Annotated in this window: 20 protein-coding genes and 2 tRNA genes; 6 read left to right on the top strand and 16 right to left on the bottom strand. The window is 73.9% G+C overall.

Going from position 1 to position 16648, the window contains the following annotated elements; genetic code table 11:
• The first annotated feature begins 151 nt into the window (after positions 1–151).
• Both WMI84_RS11015 and WMI84_RS11010 read left to right on the top strand, forming a co-directional pair.
• Entirely contained in the window at positions 152–499 is a 348-nt protein-coding gene (locus tag WMI84_RS11015; protein WP_347353076.1) for a hypothetical protein, read from the top strand.
• A gap of 60 nt (positions 500–559) precedes the next feature.
• Positions 560–632: transfer RNA gene (locus WMI84_RS11010), tRNA-Lys, on the top strand.
• 36 nt (positions 633–668) lie between these two features.
• Here WMI84_RS11010 and WMI84_RS11005 read toward each other — a convergent pair.
• From WMI84_RS11005 to clpS, 10 genes are all read right to left on the bottom strand, one after another.
• Positions 669–962 (bottom strand): co-chaperone GroES, encoded by a 294-nt coding sequence (locus tag WMI84_RS11005; protein WP_347353080.1) that lies wholly within the window; start codon positions 960–962, stop codon positions 669–671.
• Between the two features lie 50 nt (positions 963–1012).
• Positions 1013–1276, bottom strand: a complete 264-nt coding sequence (locus WMI84_RS11000; RefSeq protein ID WP_347353074.1) for a DUF3618 domain-containing protein — start codon at positions 1274–1276, stop codon at positions 1013–1015.
• 46 nt (positions 1277–1322) lie between these two features.
• Positions 1323–1796: a thioredoxin-dependent thiol peroxidase gene (bcp, locus tag WMI84_RS10995; protein WP_347353072.1), complete on the bottom strand. Its 474-nt coding sequence runs from the start codon at positions 1794–1796 to the stop codon at positions 1323–1325.
• 79 nt (positions 1797–1875) lie between these two features.
• A tRNA-Leu gene (locus WMI84_RS10990) sits at positions 1876–1956 on the bottom strand.
• A 66-nt stretch (positions 1957–2022) separates the two neighbouring features.
• The gene (locus tag WMI84_RS10985; RefSeq protein WP_347353070.1) at positions 2023–3579 is read right to left on the bottom strand and encodes a molybdopterin-dependent oxidoreductase; all 1557 of its coding nucleotides are present in this window, start codon (positions 3577–3579) and stop codon (positions 2023–2025) included.
• The gene (locus tag WMI84_RS10980; protein ID WP_347353068.1) at positions 3576–4220 is read right to left on the bottom strand and encodes a non-canonical purine NTP pyrophosphatase; all 645 of its coding nucleotides are present in this window, start codon (positions 4218–4220) and stop codon (positions 3576–3578) included. Before WMI84_RS10980 ends, WMI84_RS10985 begins: the two co-directional genes overlap by 4 nt.
• The gene (rph, locus tag WMI84_RS10975) at positions 4217–4996 is read right to left on the bottom strand and encodes a ribonuclease PH (RefSeq protein WP_347353066.1); all 780 of its coding nucleotides are present in this window, start codon (positions 4994–4996) and stop codon (positions 4217–4219) included. The genes WMI84_RS10980 and rph overlap by 4 nt, the downstream gene beginning before the upstream one ends.
• A 23-nt stretch (positions 4997–5019) precedes the next feature.
• Positions 5020–5787, bottom strand: a complete 768-nt coding sequence (locus WMI84_RS10970) for an MBL fold metallo-hydrolase (protein ID WP_347353065.1) — start codon at positions 5785–5787, stop codon at positions 5020–5022.
• A 58-nt stretch (positions 5788–5845) separates the two neighbouring features.
• On the bottom strand, positions 5846–6457 hold the full coding sequence (locus WMI84_RS10965; RefSeq protein WP_347353063.1) for a DUF2017 family protein: 612 nt from the start codon (positions 6455–6457) through the stop codon (positions 5846–5848).
• On the bottom strand, positions 6457–6732 hold the full coding sequence (clpS, locus tag WMI84_RS10960; RefSeq protein WP_347353078.1) for an ATP-dependent Clp protease adapter ClpS: 276 nt from the start codon (positions 6730–6732) through the stop codon (positions 6457–6459). The genes WMI84_RS10965 and clpS overlap by 1 nt, the downstream gene beginning before the upstream one ends.
• Before the next feature lie 81 nt (positions 6733–6813).
• Between clpS and WMI84_RS10955 the strand changes: the two genes are divergently transcribed.
• The 3 genes from WMI84_RS10955 to WMI84_RS10945 are packed head-to-tail and all read left to right on the top strand — an operon-like array spanning position 6814 to position 9642.
• Positions 6814–8124 carry a nicotinate phosphoribosyltransferase gene (locus WMI84_RS10955; RefSeq protein ID WP_347353061.1) on the top strand — a complete coding sequence of 437 codons (1311 nt, stop codon included), beginning with the start codon at positions 6814–6816 and terminating at the stop codon, positions 8122–8124.
• A complete protein-coding gene (locus WMI84_RS10950) occupies positions 8121–8741 on the top strand; it encodes an isochorismatase family protein (RefSeq protein WP_347353059.1) in 621 nt (206 codons plus the stop codon). The genes WMI84_RS10955 and WMI84_RS10950 overlap by 4 nt, the downstream gene beginning before the upstream one ends.
• 49 nt (positions 8742–8790) lie before the next feature.
• Complete coding sequence (locus WMI84_RS10945; protein ID WP_347353057.1) at positions 8791–9642, top strand: hypothetical protein; 852 nt, start codon at positions 8791–8793, stop codon at positions 9640–9642.
• Between the two features lie 24 nt (positions 9643–9666).
• Here WMI84_RS10945 and WMI84_RS10940 read toward each other — a convergent pair whose 3' ends face one another.
• Complete coding sequence (locus WMI84_RS10940; protein ID WP_347353055.1) at positions 9667–10494, bottom strand: RDD family protein; 828 nt, start codon at positions 10492–10494, stop codon at positions 9667–9669.
• Between the two features lie 111 nt (positions 10495–10605).
• Here WMI84_RS10940 and WMI84_RS10935 point away from each other — a divergent pair, with 111 nt between their 5' ends.
• Complete coding sequence (locus WMI84_RS10935; RefSeq protein ID WP_347353053.1) at positions 10606–11145, top strand: Lrp/AsnC family transcriptional regulator; 540 nt, start codon at positions 10606–10608, stop codon at positions 11143–11145.
• A gap of 72 nt (positions 11146–11217) precedes the next feature.
• Here WMI84_RS10935 and WMI84_RS10930 read toward each other — a convergent pair whose 3' ends face one another.
• The 5 genes from WMI84_RS10930 to WMI84_RS10910 form a co-directional block, all read right to left on the bottom strand.
• Entirely contained in the window at positions 11218–12969 is a 1752-nt protein-coding gene (locus tag WMI84_RS10930) for a DEAD/DEAH box helicase (protein ID WP_347353051.1), read from the bottom strand.
• A gap of 123 nt (positions 12970–13092) precedes the next feature.
• Positions 13093–13410 (bottom strand): DUF3039 domain-containing protein, encoded by a 318-nt coding sequence (locus tag WMI84_RS10925; RefSeq protein ID WP_347353049.1) that lies wholly within the window; start codon positions 13408–13410, stop codon positions 13093–13095.
• Between the two features lie 107 nt (positions 13411–13517).
• Positions 13518–14366, bottom strand: coding sequence for an aspartate/glutamate racemase family protein (locus WMI84_RS10920; RefSeq protein ID WP_347353047.1), 849 nt, complete (start codon positions 14364–14366; stop codon positions 13518–13520).
• Complete coding sequence (locus WMI84_RS10915; RefSeq protein WP_347353045.1) at positions 14366–14926, bottom strand: YqgE/AlgH family protein; 561 nt, start codon at positions 14924–14926, stop codon at positions 14366–14368. The genes WMI84_RS10920 and WMI84_RS10915 overlap by 1 nt, the downstream gene beginning before the upstream one ends.
• 36 nt (positions 14927–14962) lie before the next feature.
• A partial coding sequence (locus WMI84_RS10910) for a DEAD/DEAH box helicase (protein ID WP_347353043.1) occupies positions 14963–16648 on the bottom strand: 1686 nt, incomplete at its 5' end.

Below are 16648 nucleotides of genomic sequence, written 5' to 3'. Positions count from 1 at the left end.
CACCCCAGGTGTTCGCGCCTCCGGCCACCCCTCGGGCGTCGAGCACTCCGCATCCGGTGGCGACCCCGTCCGGGCCGGTCCCGGCCACGAACTCCGGCCCCCATCGCGCGTCCGACCGGGGACGGACAGCGGGCTGCGACACAATGACCCGGTGTCGTCCGGGAACAGGTGGGCCCAGCGCGCGGTGGTGGCCGTTGTGATCGGCCTGCTCGCCGTCGCCGTCGTCCTGTCGCTCGTCCCCGCAGCCGTCGCAGCCCCCTCCCCCAGCGACCGTCACGCCGTGCTGCTCACGGCGCTGCGGCCGGCCCCGCAGCCGACCGACCTGTCGGCCACAGAGAGCGGCAACCCCATGCCCGTCACGAAGACGCCCCAGGGGCAGGCGACGCAGGTCACCGACGGCGAGCACATCGGGGGCCTGGTCGGCTTCATCGTGCTCATGCTGGGCGGGGTGCTGCTGCTGATCCGCGACCACCACCGCAAGCGGGTGACCCGCGGCTGACCCTTGTCCGAGTGCGGATTTGTCGGTGCCGGAAGGGCCCTGATAACGTTTCATCTCGTTGCGCCGCTAGCTCAATTGGCAGAGCAAGTGACTCTTAATCACTGGGTTCGGGGTTCGAGTCCCTGGCGGCGCACTTCGCCTGCCCGGGTCCGTATGGTGCGAGCGGCGATCAGAGGTAGAGCCCGGTCTGGTCGTCCTCGATGCGCGAGGTCGCGACTGCATGGATGTCGCGCTCGCGCAGCAGGGCATAGCCCTTCGACTGCACCTCGACCTCGAGGCGCTCCTCGGGGTCGAACAGGACGCGGTCCCCGACCTCGACCTGCCGCACGTTCGGGCCGACGGCGACGACTGCGGCCCAGGCCAGCCGCTTGCCGACCGTGGCCGTCGCCGGGATGAGGATCCCCCCGCCGGAGCGGCGCTCCCCCTCGGCCTCGAGGGAGACGAGGACCCGGTCGTGCAGCATCCGGATCGGCAGCCGGGAGGTCGCTGCCGCGGACCGCTCCGCCACCGTGGTCAACCGCGGCGGTGCCGGCGCACGGCGAGGGCGAGCAGTGCGATCCCGACGGCCACGGCAGCCGCGACCCGTCCGACCCGAAGGTCGCCTTCGGGGGTGTGCGTCACCTCGGCCAGCCGCTGCTTCAGGTCCGCCACCTGCTTCTGCACGATCACCCTGGGCTGGGCGCGGTAGGCCAGCTCGTTGACGGTGGACTCGAGACGCCCCCGCGCCGCGTCGATCTCCTTCTCGATGGCGCTGGGGGACATCGCGGCCTGGCTCATGTCGCTTCCTTTCGACGGCTGCCCCGACTCTATCGGCCGCTCCGGCTCAGGCCGTCAGGCCGAGGTCGCGGCGCAGCTTGGCGACATGGCCGGTGGCCTTGACGTTGTAGAACGCGTGGGTCAGCACCCCGTCCGCATCGACCACGAAGGTCGACCGGAGCACCCCCAGCGCGGTCTTGCCGTACAGCTTCTTCGGCCCGTAGACCCCGTACGCCTGATGTACGGTGAGGTCCTCGTCGGACAGCAGCGAGATCGTCAGGTGGTCTCGCTCCCGGAACTTCGCGAGCTTCGCGGGAGCGTCCTTCGAGATGCCGACGACCTCGTAGCCGTCGCGCCGGAGGGACTCCAGCGAGTCGCTGAAGTCGCAGGCCTGGGTCGTGCACCCCGGCGTCATCGCCGCCGGGTAGAAGTAGACGATGACCTTGCGGCCGGCGAAGTCGGCGAGCGAGACGGTGGCCCCGGTGTCGTCCGGCAGGCTGAACGGGGGGGCCTTGTCGCCGGGCTCGAGACGGTCGCTCATCGTTCTCTCCTTCGTGGCCTTGACTTCGTCGACCTCGGCGTCACCGGCACCGGCCGTGGGCGTACACCCGGACGTCGAGTGCGGACGGCGGGACTTGAACCCGCACGCACGAGGCACAGGAACCTAAATCCTGCGTGTCTGCCAGTTCCACCACGTCCGCGCGGCCACCACTGTAGTTGCTGCACCAGTCGCCGCCGCGACCCGCCCGCCCAGGAGACGCCCGCCGTCACTGCACCCGCACGGTGACCGTGTGCCAGCCGCTGGCCCCGTCCGGTGCGGGCGGTGCGGTCGTCGCGGTCTGCTGGCGACCGGTGCCGTCGGTGGCCCGCACCCGGATCGTGTGGCTGCCTCGCGGCGCGTCCCACTCGAGCAGCCACTGCCGCCACGCGTCGGTGCTCACGTCGGCAGCAAGTCGCGCCGCCCGCCAGGGGTCGTCGTCGACCTGCACCTCGACCCCGGCGATCCCCCGGTGCTGGGCCCAGGCGACCCCGGCGATCACGACCCGGCCGGCGGCGACGCTCGAGCCGGTCCGGGGCACGTCGATGCGGGACTCGGTCTTGACCGGTCCCCTCGCCGCCCAGCCCCGCGGGGTCCAGTAGCCCTCGTCGGCGGCGAAGGTGGTCACCTTCAGCTCGGTGACCCACTTGCACGCGGACACGTAGCCGTAGAGGCCGGGCACGACGACCCGCACGGGGAAGCCGTGCTCGAAGGGCAGCGGCCGGCCGTTCATCCGCACGGCGAGCAGCGCGTTGCGCCCGTCGGTCAGGGCGTTCAGCGGCGTACCGCAGCTCCAGCCGTCGGCGCTGGTCTGCAGGACCATGTCCGCGCCGGCCCGCGGCCGCGCCATCGCGAGCAGGTCACGGACCGGCCAACCGGTCCACGTGGCGTTGCCGACGAGGTCTCCCCCGACCTCGTTGGACACGCACGTCAGGGTGACGAGTGCCTCGGTCATCTCCTGCTCCTGCAGGGTGGCCCAGTCGACCTCGACCTCGCGCTCCACCATGCCGGTCACTCGCAGCCGCCACGAGTCGGCGTCGATCCGGGGCACGACGAAGGCCGTGTCGACCCGGTAGAACGCGTCGTTCGGCACGACGAACGGCGCCACCCCCGGCACGTGCAGGTCGGCCCCGGCGGGGATCACCAGGTGGTTGTGCAGGCGCAGCGGGTGGTTGGCGGCGGTCCGGGAGGCGGTGGCGCGGGCGGCATGTCCACCGACGGAGGAGCCGATGTATGCCGCCGTCCCACCGGCGATCGTGCCGAGCACGAGGCGCCGGGTCGGGTTCGCCGTGACGGCCGGAGGCGTCGGCTGGGTGCCCCGGGCCAGGTACCACAGCCCGGCAAGCACCCCCGCGACGGTCGGGACCGCGTCGGTCGGTGACGCGCCGGGCCGGCTGAGCACGGCCGCGAGGCCGATCCCGCCGACCACGGCGAACACCGTGAGGGCCACCCGGGCCCGCCACGCGAGCAGCACCCCCACGACCGCGCAGGTCACGGTCAGTACGACGATCACGCCGACGAGGAGGGCCAGCTTGTCGTGCGTGCCGAACGTGCTGACGGCCAGGTCCTTCAGCCAGGGCGGGGTCCGGTCGATGAACGCCCCGGCGACGGCCGCGACCGGCGACGGCTGCCCGTCGGTCGCACCGACCACGGTCATCAGGGCCGCCAGCAGCGTGGCGATGCCGGTGGTCAGCAGGCCGGCGACGATCCCGTCTACGGCCGACAGCACCGGCGGTCGGGTCGGCCCGGCGCTGTCGACCGCCCCCGCGGGGCCGCCGTCGGTCATCTGGTCAGCAGCTCCTTGAGGTGGGGCGCGAGCGCGCGGAAGGCGAGGAAGCGGTGCGAGATCCCATTCTTCTCCACGGCGCTGTACTCGGCGAGGGTCCGCGCCCGGCCCGCCGGCTGGCCGGCGGGCACTAAGACCGGGTCGTAGCCGAACCCTCCGTCGCCCCGCGGCGCGCGGGCCACGCTGCCGGGCAGGCGCCCGAGCTCGACGACCGAGCGCCCGTCCGGCAGGGCCAGGGCGGCGGCGCAGACGAAGGCGGCGGCACGGTGCTCGTCGCGCACGTCGCGCAGCTGGTCGAGCAGCAGCTCGAGGTTCGCGCGGTCGCCGCCACGGCCGGACCAACGGGCGCTGAAGATCCCCGGGCAGCCGCCGAGGATCTCGACGGCGAGCCCGGAGTCGTCGGCCAGGGCCGGCAGCCCGGTGGCGCCGGCTGCGGCGCGGGCCTTGAGCAACGCGTTCTCGGCGAAGGTCGTGCCGTCCTCGACGACCTCCGGGGCGTCGGGGAACCCGTCGAGCCCGACGATCTCGACGCCCACCCGGGCGCAGGTGCCGGCGAGGATCTGGCGCAGCTCCACGAGCTTGTGCCGGTTGTGGGTGGCCAGCACGACGCGGGCCGGCTCCGCGCCGTGGTCCGTGCTCACCCTGCGACCTCGCCCGGCACCTCGTCACCGCTCCCCGGCGCGGCGGTCCCGGTGGCCAGGGCGGCCTGCTGTCGCGCGGTCAGGTCGGCGCAGCCCTTCGCGGCCAGGTCGAGCAGCCCGCCGAGCTGGACCCGGTCGAACGGCTCGCCCTCGGCCGTGCCCTGCACCTCGACGAAGCGGCCGTCGCCGGTCATCACGACGTTCATGTCGGTCTGGGCGGTCGAGTCCTCCGGGTAGTCCAGGTCGAGGACCGCACGGCCGTCGAGCATGCCGACCGAGACGGCCGCCACGGAGCCGGTCAGGGGCTGGGCCTGCCGGCCGATGAGGCCGTGCGCGCGGGCGTACTCGACGGCGTCGGCGAGGGCGACCCACGCACCGGTGATGGCGGCCGTGCGCGTGCCGCCGTCGGCCTGCAGCACGTCGCAGTCGAGCACGATGGTGTTCTCGCCCAGGGCCTTGGTGTCGATGACGGCGCGCAGGCTCCGGCCGATGAGGCGGGAGATCTCGTGGGTGCGCCCGCCGATGCGGCCCTTGACGCTCTCCCGGTCCGAGCGGGTGTTGGTCGCGCGGGGCAGCATCGCGTACTCGGCGGTGACCCAGCCGGCGCCCTTGCCCTTGAGCCAGCGCGGCACGCCCTCGGTGAACGAGGCGGCACACAGCACCCGGGTGCGACCGAACTCGACCAGCACGCTCCCCTCGGCGTGGTCGAGCCAGTGTCGGCTGATCCGGACCTCGCGGGTCTCGTCGGGGGCCCGTCCGTCGTGTCGCACAGTCATGGCGGCAAGGCTAACCGCCGCCGTCAGAGCCCGTAGGTCGCTCCCGGCTTGGCGACCTCGACCGGCCCGGACCACACCTGCTCCGCCTGCTGGCGGCACTGCTCCGGGTCGTTCCAGGGCGGCATGTGGGTGAGCATGAGACGCCGTACGCCGCCGGCCCGCACGGCCGCCTCGGCCGCCCTGCGGCCGGTGAGGTGGATGCCGGCCACCGTGTCGCGCCCCTCGACGAAGGCCGCGTCGGCCAGCACGAGGTCGGCCCCGGCCAGCAGCGGCGTGAGGGCCGGGCAGAGGTCGGTGTCGCCCGTGTAGGCGAGGATCGCGCCGTCGGCCGCCACCCGGAAGCCGTAGGCCTCGACCGGGTGGCGCACCCGCCGGGCGGTGACGGTGAACGGGCCGATGCGGAAGGCGGCCCCGTCGGACAGCTCGTGGAACGCGAACATGCCGAACACGTCCTCGACGTCGGCGCTGCCGTAGACCTGCGCCAGGTGCGCCCCGGACCCGGCCGGCCCCCAGACCGGCATCACCTCCCGGCCCGGCCCGCCGGGGAGGTACTTCATCATCACGTAGAGGCCGCACAGGTCGACGTAGTGGTCGACGTGCAGATGGCTGAGCAGGACCGCGTCGACGGCACAGGGGTGCACGTGCCGCTGAAGCGCACCGAGGGCACCGTTGCCCAGGTCGAGCACGATGCGCCAGGTGCGACCCTCGTGCTCGGACTGCACGAGGTAGCTGGAGGCCGGTGACTCCGGCCCGGCGAACGAGCCGGAGCAGCCGACGATGGTCAGGTCCACGGGCACGAGGCTAGGCGCTGGCAAGGCGGCGCCGGGCCGCGGCGGGTCGTCACCTGCGTCACACTCCCGGACCGGTCTCCCCCATCAGGGCGGTGGTGAGCGTCTCCTGCAGCCAGGTGAGGAAGTCGTACCAGGCGACGGCATACCCGGTGGGATCGTCCTCGTCGAGCTCGTCGAGCTCGTCGAGGGAGGCGTAGAGGGCGTCGGCGTCCTGCTCGGTGTGCAGGCCGAGCCGCTCGCCGAGCAGCAGCCGGACGTCGGTGAGCGCCATCACGAACGCGGTCGCGGCGGCCTGGTCGAGCACCACCCGGCCGCGGCGCGCCGACCGCAGGCGCTCGACGGCGACGTCGAGGTTGCCGCTCTTGCGTTGCCGCAGGCCCTCCTCGGTCAGCCGCCGGAACTCCACGGCGATGGCATCGTCGCCACGATGGCCGACCGGCAGGAGACGGTCCAGGGCCGGGTCGCGCTCGTCGTCGGCCCCGCCGGCCCGGTCGCCCTTGAGGGAGGCCCCGAGCGAGGCGACGAGGTCGCCCCACTCGTCGCCGGTCGGCTCCACCTCGGGAGCCAGCAGCATCCGGGTCTGCTGCATGAGACCCGCCAGGACGACCCGCTCGGTCTCGTCGAGGACGGCCACGAAGCGCGCCCCGTCACGCACGAAGGCACGCGCCATCACTGGTCCTTCTCGAAGGTCGCCCACAGCCCGTAGCCCTGCAGCGCCTCCGCGTCGCGCTCCATGGACTCGCGCGGCCCGTTCGACACCACGGCCCGTCCCTTCTCGTGCACGTCGAGCATCAGCCGCTCGGACTTGGCGCGGGCATAGCCGAAGTAGGTCTCGAACACCCAGGTGACGTACGACATGAGGTTCACCGGGTCGTTCCAGACGATCGTCACCCAGGGCAGGTCGGGGGCCACGAGCCCACCGGTCTCCACGACCTCCTCCTCCACCGGCGCGAGCGACGCCGTGGTCGTGAGGTCGGATAGCACGCGCACGGATCCACCCTAGGCCCCGCCAATAGGGTGAGGAGCGTGACCAGAAACTCCTCGCCGAGCACCGCGCTGCTGACCGACCACTACGAGCTGACCATGGTCCAGGCGGCCCTCGAGTCGGGTGCGGCCCACCGACGCTGCGTGTTCGAGGCCTTCGCCCGTCGCCTGCCCGACGGTCGGCGCTACGGAGTGGTCGGGGGGACCGGGCGGCTGCTCGACGCCCTCGCCGACTTCCGCTTCGGCGACGACGAGCTGCGCTTCCTGGCGGACCGCCGGATCGTCGACGACACCACGATCGAGTTCCTGTCCGCCTACCGGTTCACCGGGCAGGTCAGCGGCTACGGCGAGGGCGAGTGCTACTTCCCCGGCTCGCCGGTCCTCGTCGTCGAGTCGGGCTTCGCCGAGGGGGTCGTGCTCGAGACCCTGGTCCTGTCGATCCTCAACCACGACACTGCCATCGCGTCGGCCGCCTCGCGCATGACGTCCGCGGCGGGCGACCGACCCTGCATCGAGATGGGATCCCGCCGCACGCACGAGGAGGCGGCCGTGGCCGCGGCGCGAGCGGCATACATCGCCGGGTTCACCGCGACGAGCAACCTGGAGGCGGGACGTCGCCACGGCGTCCCGACCACCGGCACCGCCGCGCACGCGTTCACGCTGCTCTACGACTCGGAGCGGGCCGCCTTCACGGCTCAGGTCGAGTCGCTCGGCAAGGGGACGACGCTGCTGGTCGACACGTACGACGTGCGCCGGGCGGTCGAGCTCGCCATGGAGGTGGCCGGCCCGCAGCTGGGCGCGGTGCGGCTCGACTCCGGCGACCTGCTCAGCCAGGCCAAGGAGGTGCGCGCCCAGCTCGACGCGGCCGGCAACCGGGACACCCGGATCATCGTGACCTCCGACCTGGACGAGTTCGCCATCGCGGCCCTCGCCGTGGCGCCGGTGAGCGGCTACGGCGTCGGGACGGCCCTCGTGACCGGGTCCCGGGCGCCGACGGCGTCCATGGTCTACAAGCTGGTCGCCCGGCAGAACGCCGCCGGCGAGCTCGAGGCGGTCGCCAAGAAGAGCAAGGACAAGAAGTCGGTCGGCGGGCGCAAGTGGGCCGCGCGGCGGCGCAACGAGCGCGGCATGGCGACCGCCGAGGTGATCGGGGTCGGGGCGGCCCCGAGCAGCGCCGGCGACGACCGGCCGCTGATGACCCGGCTCGTGCGCGATGGTGAGATCGTGGGAGCGGAGGAGCTCGCGGCGGCCCGCGACCGGCACGCCGCCGCACTCGCGGAGCTGCCCCCGGCGGCGATGCAGCTCTCCCGGGGTGAGCCGGTCATCCCCACGGTCTACGAGGAGTACGAGTGAACACGCAGGACACCGGGTCGGGCAGCACCGCCCTGGTCATCGTCGACGTCCAGAACGACTTCTGCGAGGGCGGCTCGCTCGCGGTCGCCGGCGGCGCCGACGTGGCGGGCGCCATCGCCGGGCTGGTGCAGCGGCACGGCGACGGCTACGACCACGTGGTGGCGACCGCGGACTGGCACATCGACCCGGGCGAGCACTTCTCGCCCACGCCGGACTACGTCACGAGCTGGCCGGTGCACTGCGTGGCCGACAGCCCGGGCGCCGGCTTCCACCCGAACCTGACCCCGGCGCTCGGCCACGTGGAGGCGGTCTTCCGCAAGGGGCAGTATGCCGCCGCCTACAGCGGGTTCGAGGGGCGCGGCGACGACGCGGCCGGCTCCACGCTCGCCGCGTGGCTGCACGCGCACGGCGTCGGCCGGGTCGACGTCGTCGGCATCGCGACCGACCACTGCGTACGGGCCACCGCCCTGGACGCGCAGCGCGAGGGCTTCGACACGCGGGTGCTGCTCGCACTCACCGCCGGGGTCGCGCGGGCGACGACCGACGCCGCGCTGGGCCAGCTCGAGCAGGCCGGTGTCGCACTCGAGGGCACGCCTGTCGTGGCGGAGGCGGGCTGAGCGTCCGGCAGACCGAGAGCCCTGCGGAATTGGGAGTAGCCTGCCTGTCATGTCAGGCGCCGCCCCGCCGCACGCGCCGGCCCTGCTCGTCGGCCTGGTCGACGACGCCGCGGTCTTCCCGCCCGGGCTGGCGCCGCTCGACGTGGCCGTCGACGCGCACCTGGCGCTCCGTGCCCACCCGTTCGCGGCCTGCGTGGGCCCGCTGATGGTGCCCGCCACTTCGGCGGGCGAGCTGGCCCGGCTGGCCGCCAAAGACGAGCGCGCCGCGGCGGAGCCCCTGGCGGTCGGGCTCGTCGTGCGCCCGGACAGCCCGGTGGAGCCGCTCTTCGACGGCGTCGACCTGCTGCGCGACGAACGCAGCGTCCGCCTGACCGGCGCAGAGCTCGGCTGGAACCCGAGCTGGCGCCAGGCCCGTACTCTCGGGCTCCCGCTCGTGGTCGAGGTCCGCCTCGGGGACGAGCAGCGACACGGCCTCGACGAGATCGCCGCCACCGTCGAGCAGGGCGCCGCGGTCATCGCGAAGTTCCGTACCGGCGCCACGCCCGCCTGGCCGTGGCCCGACGAACCGGTGCTGGCCGGGTTCCTCGCCGGGGCGGCCCAGCGCGGCCTGGCGTTCAAGCTGACCGGTGGCCTGCACCACGCGGTCCGCGGCGAGTACAAGGGCCGGCCGATGCACGGGCTGGTCAACGTGCTGCTGGCCACCCACGAGGCGGCGGAGGGCGCCAAGGTGCCCGTCCTCGCCGACACGCTGGGCCGGACCCGGCCCGGGCCACTCGTCGAGCGCCTTGCCGCCCTCGGCGCGGAACAGGTCGCGAGGCTGCGCTCGCGCTTCACCTCCTACGGGTGCTGCGGCGTGATCGAGCCGCTCGACGAGCTCGCCACTCTCGGCCTCCTGCCCTGACGTCACCCCGACCCGGGCGGACGGTCAGCGCGGCCTCCGGGGCTGCTTGCCCATGACGACCTGGGTGTTGGCGATCTTGTCGTGCAGGGTCTGGCGCCGCTCGTCCCACAGCGGCCACAGCCCGTCGAGCAGCAGCACGATGGAGTAGAAGCCGCTCACGCCCGGGATCACCGAGAGCAGCTCCAGCAGGCGTCGCCGGATCGCGGTGCCGAGGTCGAGCGGACCGGGCCGGTCCACCCGTCGGACGCTGATCCGCATCACCAGCTTGCCGAGGGTCTGCGCCGTCGTGACCCAGCAGGCGATGGCGTAGACGCTCGCGACGAGGTAGGTCAGCAGCGCGACGGCGAACGCCACGCTGGTGCTCTCGGCCACGACCGTGCTCATCGAGCTCGTGTCGTTGCTCTCGATCGCCTTGGTGACCTCCTCGACCATCTGCGCGTAGCCCGGCACGAAGACGTTGACCAGGATGCCCGAGACGATCAGGATCAGGATCACGTCGATCACCCACCCGCCGACTCGGCGCCCCCACGAGGCCAGCGGCACCCCGTCGGCCGTCGTCGGGCCGGTGCGCATCCACGCCGGGTGCGGCGCCTGTTGGTAGCCGGACTGGGTCGTCTGCCGACCGTACGGGTACTGGCCGCCCGGTCCCTGCCCCGGCCGGTCCTGCCACCCGCTGCCGGACGGCATCGGGGTGGTCGGCTGCTGCGTCTGCTGGGGCAGCCCGATCGTCGACTGTGACGCCGTCGGTGACCGCTTCGGCGCGGTGTGCGTGGTCCAGGTCACCCCGTCCCAGTAGCGCAGGAGGTCGGGGTCGGTCGGGTCGTCGTACCAACCGGACGGCTGTTGGCTCATGCGTCCAACTCTGCCATGTCGCGGGCCCCCTCCCGTACCGCTTCGAGGCGTCGGTGGCGCCCCGGGCACGCCGTGTTGTCCGTATGCCGCCCGATGCTGGACGCTGTGCCCATGCCCCATCCTCCCGGCTCGGTGGACGAGCTCGACTGCCGCATCCTGCTGCTCATCCTGCGCGAACCGGGCATCGGTGTGCTCGGCGCCTCCCGGCGGCTCGGCGTGGCCCGCGGGACGGTGCAGGCGCGACTCGACCGGCTCCAGGCCCGCGGCGTCCTCCCGTCCATGGCACCCCAGGTCGACCCAGCCTCGCTGGGCTTCCCGGTCACCGCGTTCTGCACCCTCGAGATCCGGCAGGGCAAGGGCCACGAGCCGGTCATCGAGCACCTGGCGGCGATCCCGGAGGTCCTCGAGGCGCACACGATCACCGGGTCGGGCGACCTGCTCATCCGGATCGTGGGTCGCGACAACGGCGACCTGCAGCGGGTCCTCGACCGGGTCATCGACGACACCCACGTCACGCGCGCCTCGACCGCGATCGCCCTGGAGACCCGGATCGGCCACCGCACCGTCCCGCTCGTCGAGCGCCTCCTCGACGAGGCCTCCGCATCCCCCGCCGGCACCGAGCGCGCCGACGACCCGCGGCCGCGCCGCTGACCCTCACCCCCGTCCGGTCGGTGCCCGGAGGCCGCCGGCCGCAAGCCGCCGCCGGGCAAGGCCCGACCGGCGTCAGCGCCGCCCGACCAGCCAGGCGCGGACCGTCTCGATCCGGGCCACCACCTGCTCGGTGGTCGCCGTGGCGAGATCCGGACCTCCGCAGGCGCGTCGCAGGTCCAGGTGCACCGTCGCATGGGTGCAGCCCTGCTGCCGGGCATAGGCCGACACGAGCCGGTTCAGCTCCTTGCGCCTGGCGGCCAGGGCCCGGTGGGCGGCCACCGGGGCCGCCTCCCCGGGGGCGCGACGCGCCTGCCGGCGCTGCCGCTCGCGCAGGAGGGTCTCGACCTGGTCGGGCTCGAGCAGACCGGGCAGGCCGAGGTACTCCTGCTCGTCCTGGGACCCGACCTCGGCGTGCAGGCCCCACTGCTGCTTGTCGAACAGCACGTGGTCGAACTCGGCCTCGGACTCGAGGGCCTCGAAGGCGAGCTCGTCGAGCCCGACCGGCCGGGCCGGCCGGTTGGCCTCGTCGAGCAGCGCCTGCTCCTGCGCCCACATCGAGGCCACGTCCTGCGGGTCCGGCGGGCGGCCCAGGACGTGGTCGCGCTGTTCCTCGAGCCGCGCCGCGTGGTCGAGGATGACCGGCACGGAGGGCAGGAAGACCGAGGCGGTCTCGCCACGCCGCCGGGCCCGCACGAAGCGGCCGACGGCCTGGGCGAAGAAGAGCGGTGTGGAGGTCGAGGTGGCATAGACCCCGACGGCCAGCCGTGGCACGTCGACACCCTCGGAGACCATCCGGACCGCGACCATCCAGCGCGAGGTCCCCGCCGCGAACGCCTCGATGCGGGCGGACGCGCCGGCGTCGTCGGACAGCACCACGCTGGGAGCCTCGCCGGTGAGGGCCCGCAGGCGAGCGGCATACGCCCGTGCCTGGGCCTGGTTGCCGGCGATGACGAGCCCGCCCGCGTCCGGCATCCCGCGCCGCCGCACCTCGGCCAGCCGCGTGTCGGCCGCGGCGAGCACGGCCGCGATCCACTCCCCCTTCGGGTCCAGCGCGGTACGCCAGGCCTGCGCGACCATGTCCCTGGTCATCGGCTCGCCGAGGCCCGCCGTGACCTCATCGCCCATCCTGGTGCGCCAGCGCATCGTGCCGCCGTACGCCAGGAAGAGCACCGGACGCACCACCCCGTCGCGCAGCGCCTCGGCATAGCCGTACGTGTGGTCGCTCGCGCTGACCAGCGCACCCTCGGCGTCCGGCTCGTAGCGCACGAACGGGATCGGCGAGCTGTCCGAGCGGAACGGGGTCCCGGTCAGGGCCAGCCGCCGGGCGGCGGGCTCGAAGGCCTCCCGGATGCCGTCCCCCCAGCTCTTGCTGTCGCCGCCGTGGTGGATCTCGTCGAGGACGACCAGGGTCGGCCGGGCCGCGGTCAGCCCGCGGTGCAGGGCCGGGTTCGCGGCGACCTGCGCGTACGTGACGGCGACGCCGTGGTAGTCCTCGCTGTGCCGGCCGACGGAGTTGCTGAACCGCGGGTCGAGGCTGATCCCGACCCGGGCCGCAGCGTCGGCCCACTGCGTCTTGAGGTGCTCGGTGGGGGCCACCACCGACACCCGGCGCACGGTCCCGCGGGAGAGCAGCTCGGTGGCGACGCGCAGCGCGTAGGTGGTCTTGCCCGCACCCGGCGTCGCGACGGCCAGGAAGTCGCGCGGGTCGGCGGCCAGGTACCGGTCGAGCGCCGCCTGCTGCCAGGCCCGCAGCTTGCCGGCGGTACCCCACGCGGCCCGTCCGGGAAAGGCGGGTGGGAGGTGGAAGGCGGCGCCCGAGCTCATAGCGTCCCCACCGTAATACCTCGTCCGTGACGACGTGCCCGGGGCCCGCCCTACCGCGCGGCAGGGCTGCGGCGTGCTATGGACCCTCGGGTATGCCGCTGTGCTGCGGCTGGGCTCGGCCCCTCAGGACTCGCCGTCGCCGCCGTCCTGCGGGTCCCGCAGCCCGTCGTAGATCTCCTTGCAGACCGGGCACACCGGGAACTTCTGCGGGTCGCGGTTGGGGACCCAGATCTTGCCGCACAGCGCCACCACGGGCTCGCCGGAGAGTGCGCTCTCCAGGATCTTCTCCTTGCGCACGTAGTGCGAGAAGCGCTCGTGGTCGCCCGGCTCGTAGAGCTCCTCCTGGACCCGCTCGCGCTCGATCGTCGCGGTGGTGGCGCGATGCGGCAGCGGCTCGGCCTGGAAGGGATCGGGCGGCAGGCCCAGCGGGGTCTCGGTCATTCCTCGAGTGTAGACATCGCCGCGGACCCGTCCGAGAACGCCGAGGCGGGGGCGGTGCGAGCACTGCTGCCCGTTCGCCGGGCACTCGCAGCCCGCTCGGCGGATGGTCAGGGCCCGGTCGACGGGAGGGCGCGTGGCGCGGACGATGCGGCCCGGCCAAGTCGCCGGCCCGCCGGGTAGGCGAGCATCCCCTCCGGCAGCGGGCCGGGCCGGCCGCTCAGCAGGACCACCTCGACCCCGCCGCCCGCCGCCGTGCCCGAGGCAACGGGGTGGGGCGTCAGGCCGAGCCGGCGCAGCGTCTGGCGCGCCACCGGCACCGGCGAGTCGAAGATCGCCACGTCCCCGAGCGCCGCGGCGATCCGGTCGGCCACGAGCCCGTAGTGGGTGCACCCGAGCACCAGCGCCCGGACCGGCGGGGTCGCCGCTGCGGCCTCCCGGATGCAGTCGCCCACCCCCGCGACGTCCCCACGCTCGATGGCCTCGGCGAGGCCGTTCGCGGTGACGACATGGGTCTCGATGCCCGCCGCGAAGGCGTCGATCAGACCGCGCAGGTAGTCGCTGCCGGCCGTGGCCCGGGTGGCCCACACGGCCAGCGGACCGCCGGTGCGCGCTGCCGGCCGGATCGCCGGGACGGTGCCGATGACCGGGACCCGCGGCTCCAGCTCGGCGCGCAGCGCCTCCAGGCCGTGCACGGACGCGGTGTTGCAGGCCACCACGACCGCGTCCGGCTCGTACGGCAGGCACGCCCGGGCGGACTCGAGGATCAGGTGGCGCACCTGCTCGGGGGTCCGCGGGCCGTACGGCATGTGGTCCGGGTCCATCGAGAGGACCAGGCCCAGGTCAGGGCGCAGCGTGAGCAGCGCGTCGGCGTAGGCGACCAGCCCGACCCCCGAGTCGACGAGGGCCACCCGGGTGGTGGGTCGCCGGCCCCGGGGAGGCGAGTGGGCGGCATCCATCAGTTCATCGCGGGGTCGTCCGGGAAGCTCGCGACGAAGGCGAGGCTGTCGCGCTGGCGGCGCAGCACCGCCCGCCACAGGCCGGCGGGGTCGGAGGTGAAGGCGTCGCGGACCTCGGCGTCGACGACGTACCAGTCGCCGCGCCGGATCTCCATCTCGAGCTGTCCTCCGGACCAGCCGGCGTACCCGGCGAAGATCCGCATGCCGGCCAGCTCGGCCGCCACGACGGGGGTCGGCACGTCGAGGTCGACCAGGCCGATCGAGCCGAAGAGGCGTTGCACCCCCATCGGCTCCGACTCGTCACCCGGGACGGTGACCAAGCCGAGGGCCGAGGAGGTGGCGACCGGGCCGCCCTGGAATAGGACCGGCGGGGCGGTGACGACCCGCTGCCAGCCCGGCAGGACCGAGTCGACGGGAGCGGTCAGCGGCTTGTTCAGGACCACGCCCTGGGCACCGTCGTCGCTGTGGTGCAGCACGAGGATCACCGACCGGCGGAACACGTCGCCCTCGACGGACGGCGTGGCCACGAGCAGGCGACCGGTGTGGAAGCTCGGACTCACGGTTCCAAGACTTCCACACCACCCCCCGCAGACCGGTCAGGCCGTGGCGTCCCGACCCCAGCTGTCGACCACCGGCCCGCGCTCGCGCGGCCGGCGCCGGTCGCCACGCCCGTCACCGCGGCTCGGCCGGTGCTGGCGCGGGCCGCGGGCACCGTGCGGGTGGCGCTTCTTCGGACCCTCGAGCAGCCGCAGGTAGTCCGCCTCGTCGACCGGTGTGCCACTGGGCTCGCTCGCGCCGGTGGCGGCGACGATCTCGTCGCCGGGGCGTGCCTTGACCAGGGTGGTCTCGACGCCCGCCTCGGCGAGCTGGCGCTCGACCGTGCGGCGCTGGTGCGGCAGCACGAGGGTCACGACGGTGCCCCGCTCACCCGCGCGGGCGGTGCGCCCGGACCGGTGCAGGTAGTCCTTGTGGTCGGCCGGCGGGTCGGTCTGCAGGACCAGCGACACGTCGTCGACGTGGATGCCGCGGGCCGCGACGTCGGTGGCGACCAGGACCGGGAGCGTGCCGCGCCGGAACGCCCCTAGGACGCGGTTGCGGGCACCCTGGGTCAGCCCGCCGTGCAGCGCGGCGGCCATGACGCCCTGCTCCCGCAGCTGGCGCGCCACCCGGTCGGCGCCCAGCTTGGTGCGGCAGAAGACGAGGGTGCGGCCGGACCGGTTCGCCAGCTCGGCCGTGATGGGCCTCTTGTGGACCGGGTCGATCAGCAGGGCGAGGTGCTCCATGGTCTCCACGGAAGCGGTCGCGTCGTCGGTCGAGTGCACGACCGGGTCGGTCAGGTAACGCTCGACCAGGCCGTCGATGCCGTGGTCGAGGGTCGCCGAGAAGAGCAGGCGCTGTCCCCCGGCCGGGATGCGGTCGAGGATCGTGGTGATCTCGGCCAGGAAGCCCATCTCGGCCATGTGGTCGGCCTCGTCGACGATCGCGATGGCGACGTCGTCCAGCTCCACGGCGCCCCGGTCCAGCAGGTCGTTCAGGCGCCCCGGGGTGGCGATGAGCAGGTCGATGCCCTTGTTCAGGGCGTTGATCTGCGAGGTGTAGCTGAGCCCACCGGCGACCAGCTTGTGACGCAGACCGGCGACGTGCACGAGCGGCTCGAGGGCGTCGGACACCTGCATGGCCAGCTCACGGGTCGGCACGAGCACGAGCGCGTGCGGCCGGCGGGCGGCGCGGTCCGCCCCCGCCTCGAGCAGGCGGGTGATCGTCGGCAGACCGAACGCGAGGGTCTTGCCGGAGCCGGTCCGGCCCCGGCCGAGCACGTCCTTGCCCGCGAGCGCGTCCGGGATCGCGGCGGCCTGGATCGGGAACGGCTCGGTGATGCCGTCCCGGGCGAGGCGCTCGACCAGCCGCTCGGGCAGGCCGAGGACGGCGAAGCCGTTGTCCTCGCCGACCTGGACCGGGCCGTCGCTGACGGGGGTGCGGGTCGCCTTGGTCCAGGTGTCCGCCTCGAGGCGCTCGGCCTCGTGGTCGACGTGCTCCTCCCGGCGGTCGAACCGGTCGCGGTACCCGTGGCCGCGGGGTCGGTCGTCACGGCGCGGCCGGGAGTCGCGACGGTCGTACCCGCGACGGTCGTCCCGCCGGTCGAAGCCACGGTCCTCCCGCCGGTCGTGGGAACGGTCGTCCCGCCGGTCGAAGCCACGCTCGTCACGCCGGTCGTGGGAACGCCGCTCGTACCCACCACGCTCGTCCCGCCGGTCGTGGGAACGCCGCTCGTACCCACCACG

Source organism: Intrasporangium sp. (assembly GCF_039812505.1).
GTDB lineage: Bacteria > Actinomycetota > Actinomycetes > Actinomycetales > Dermatophilaceae > Intrasporangium_A.
The sequence above is the reverse complement of the archived record's forward strand: the minus strand, read 5'-3'. Positions and strand labels throughout refer to the sequence as shown.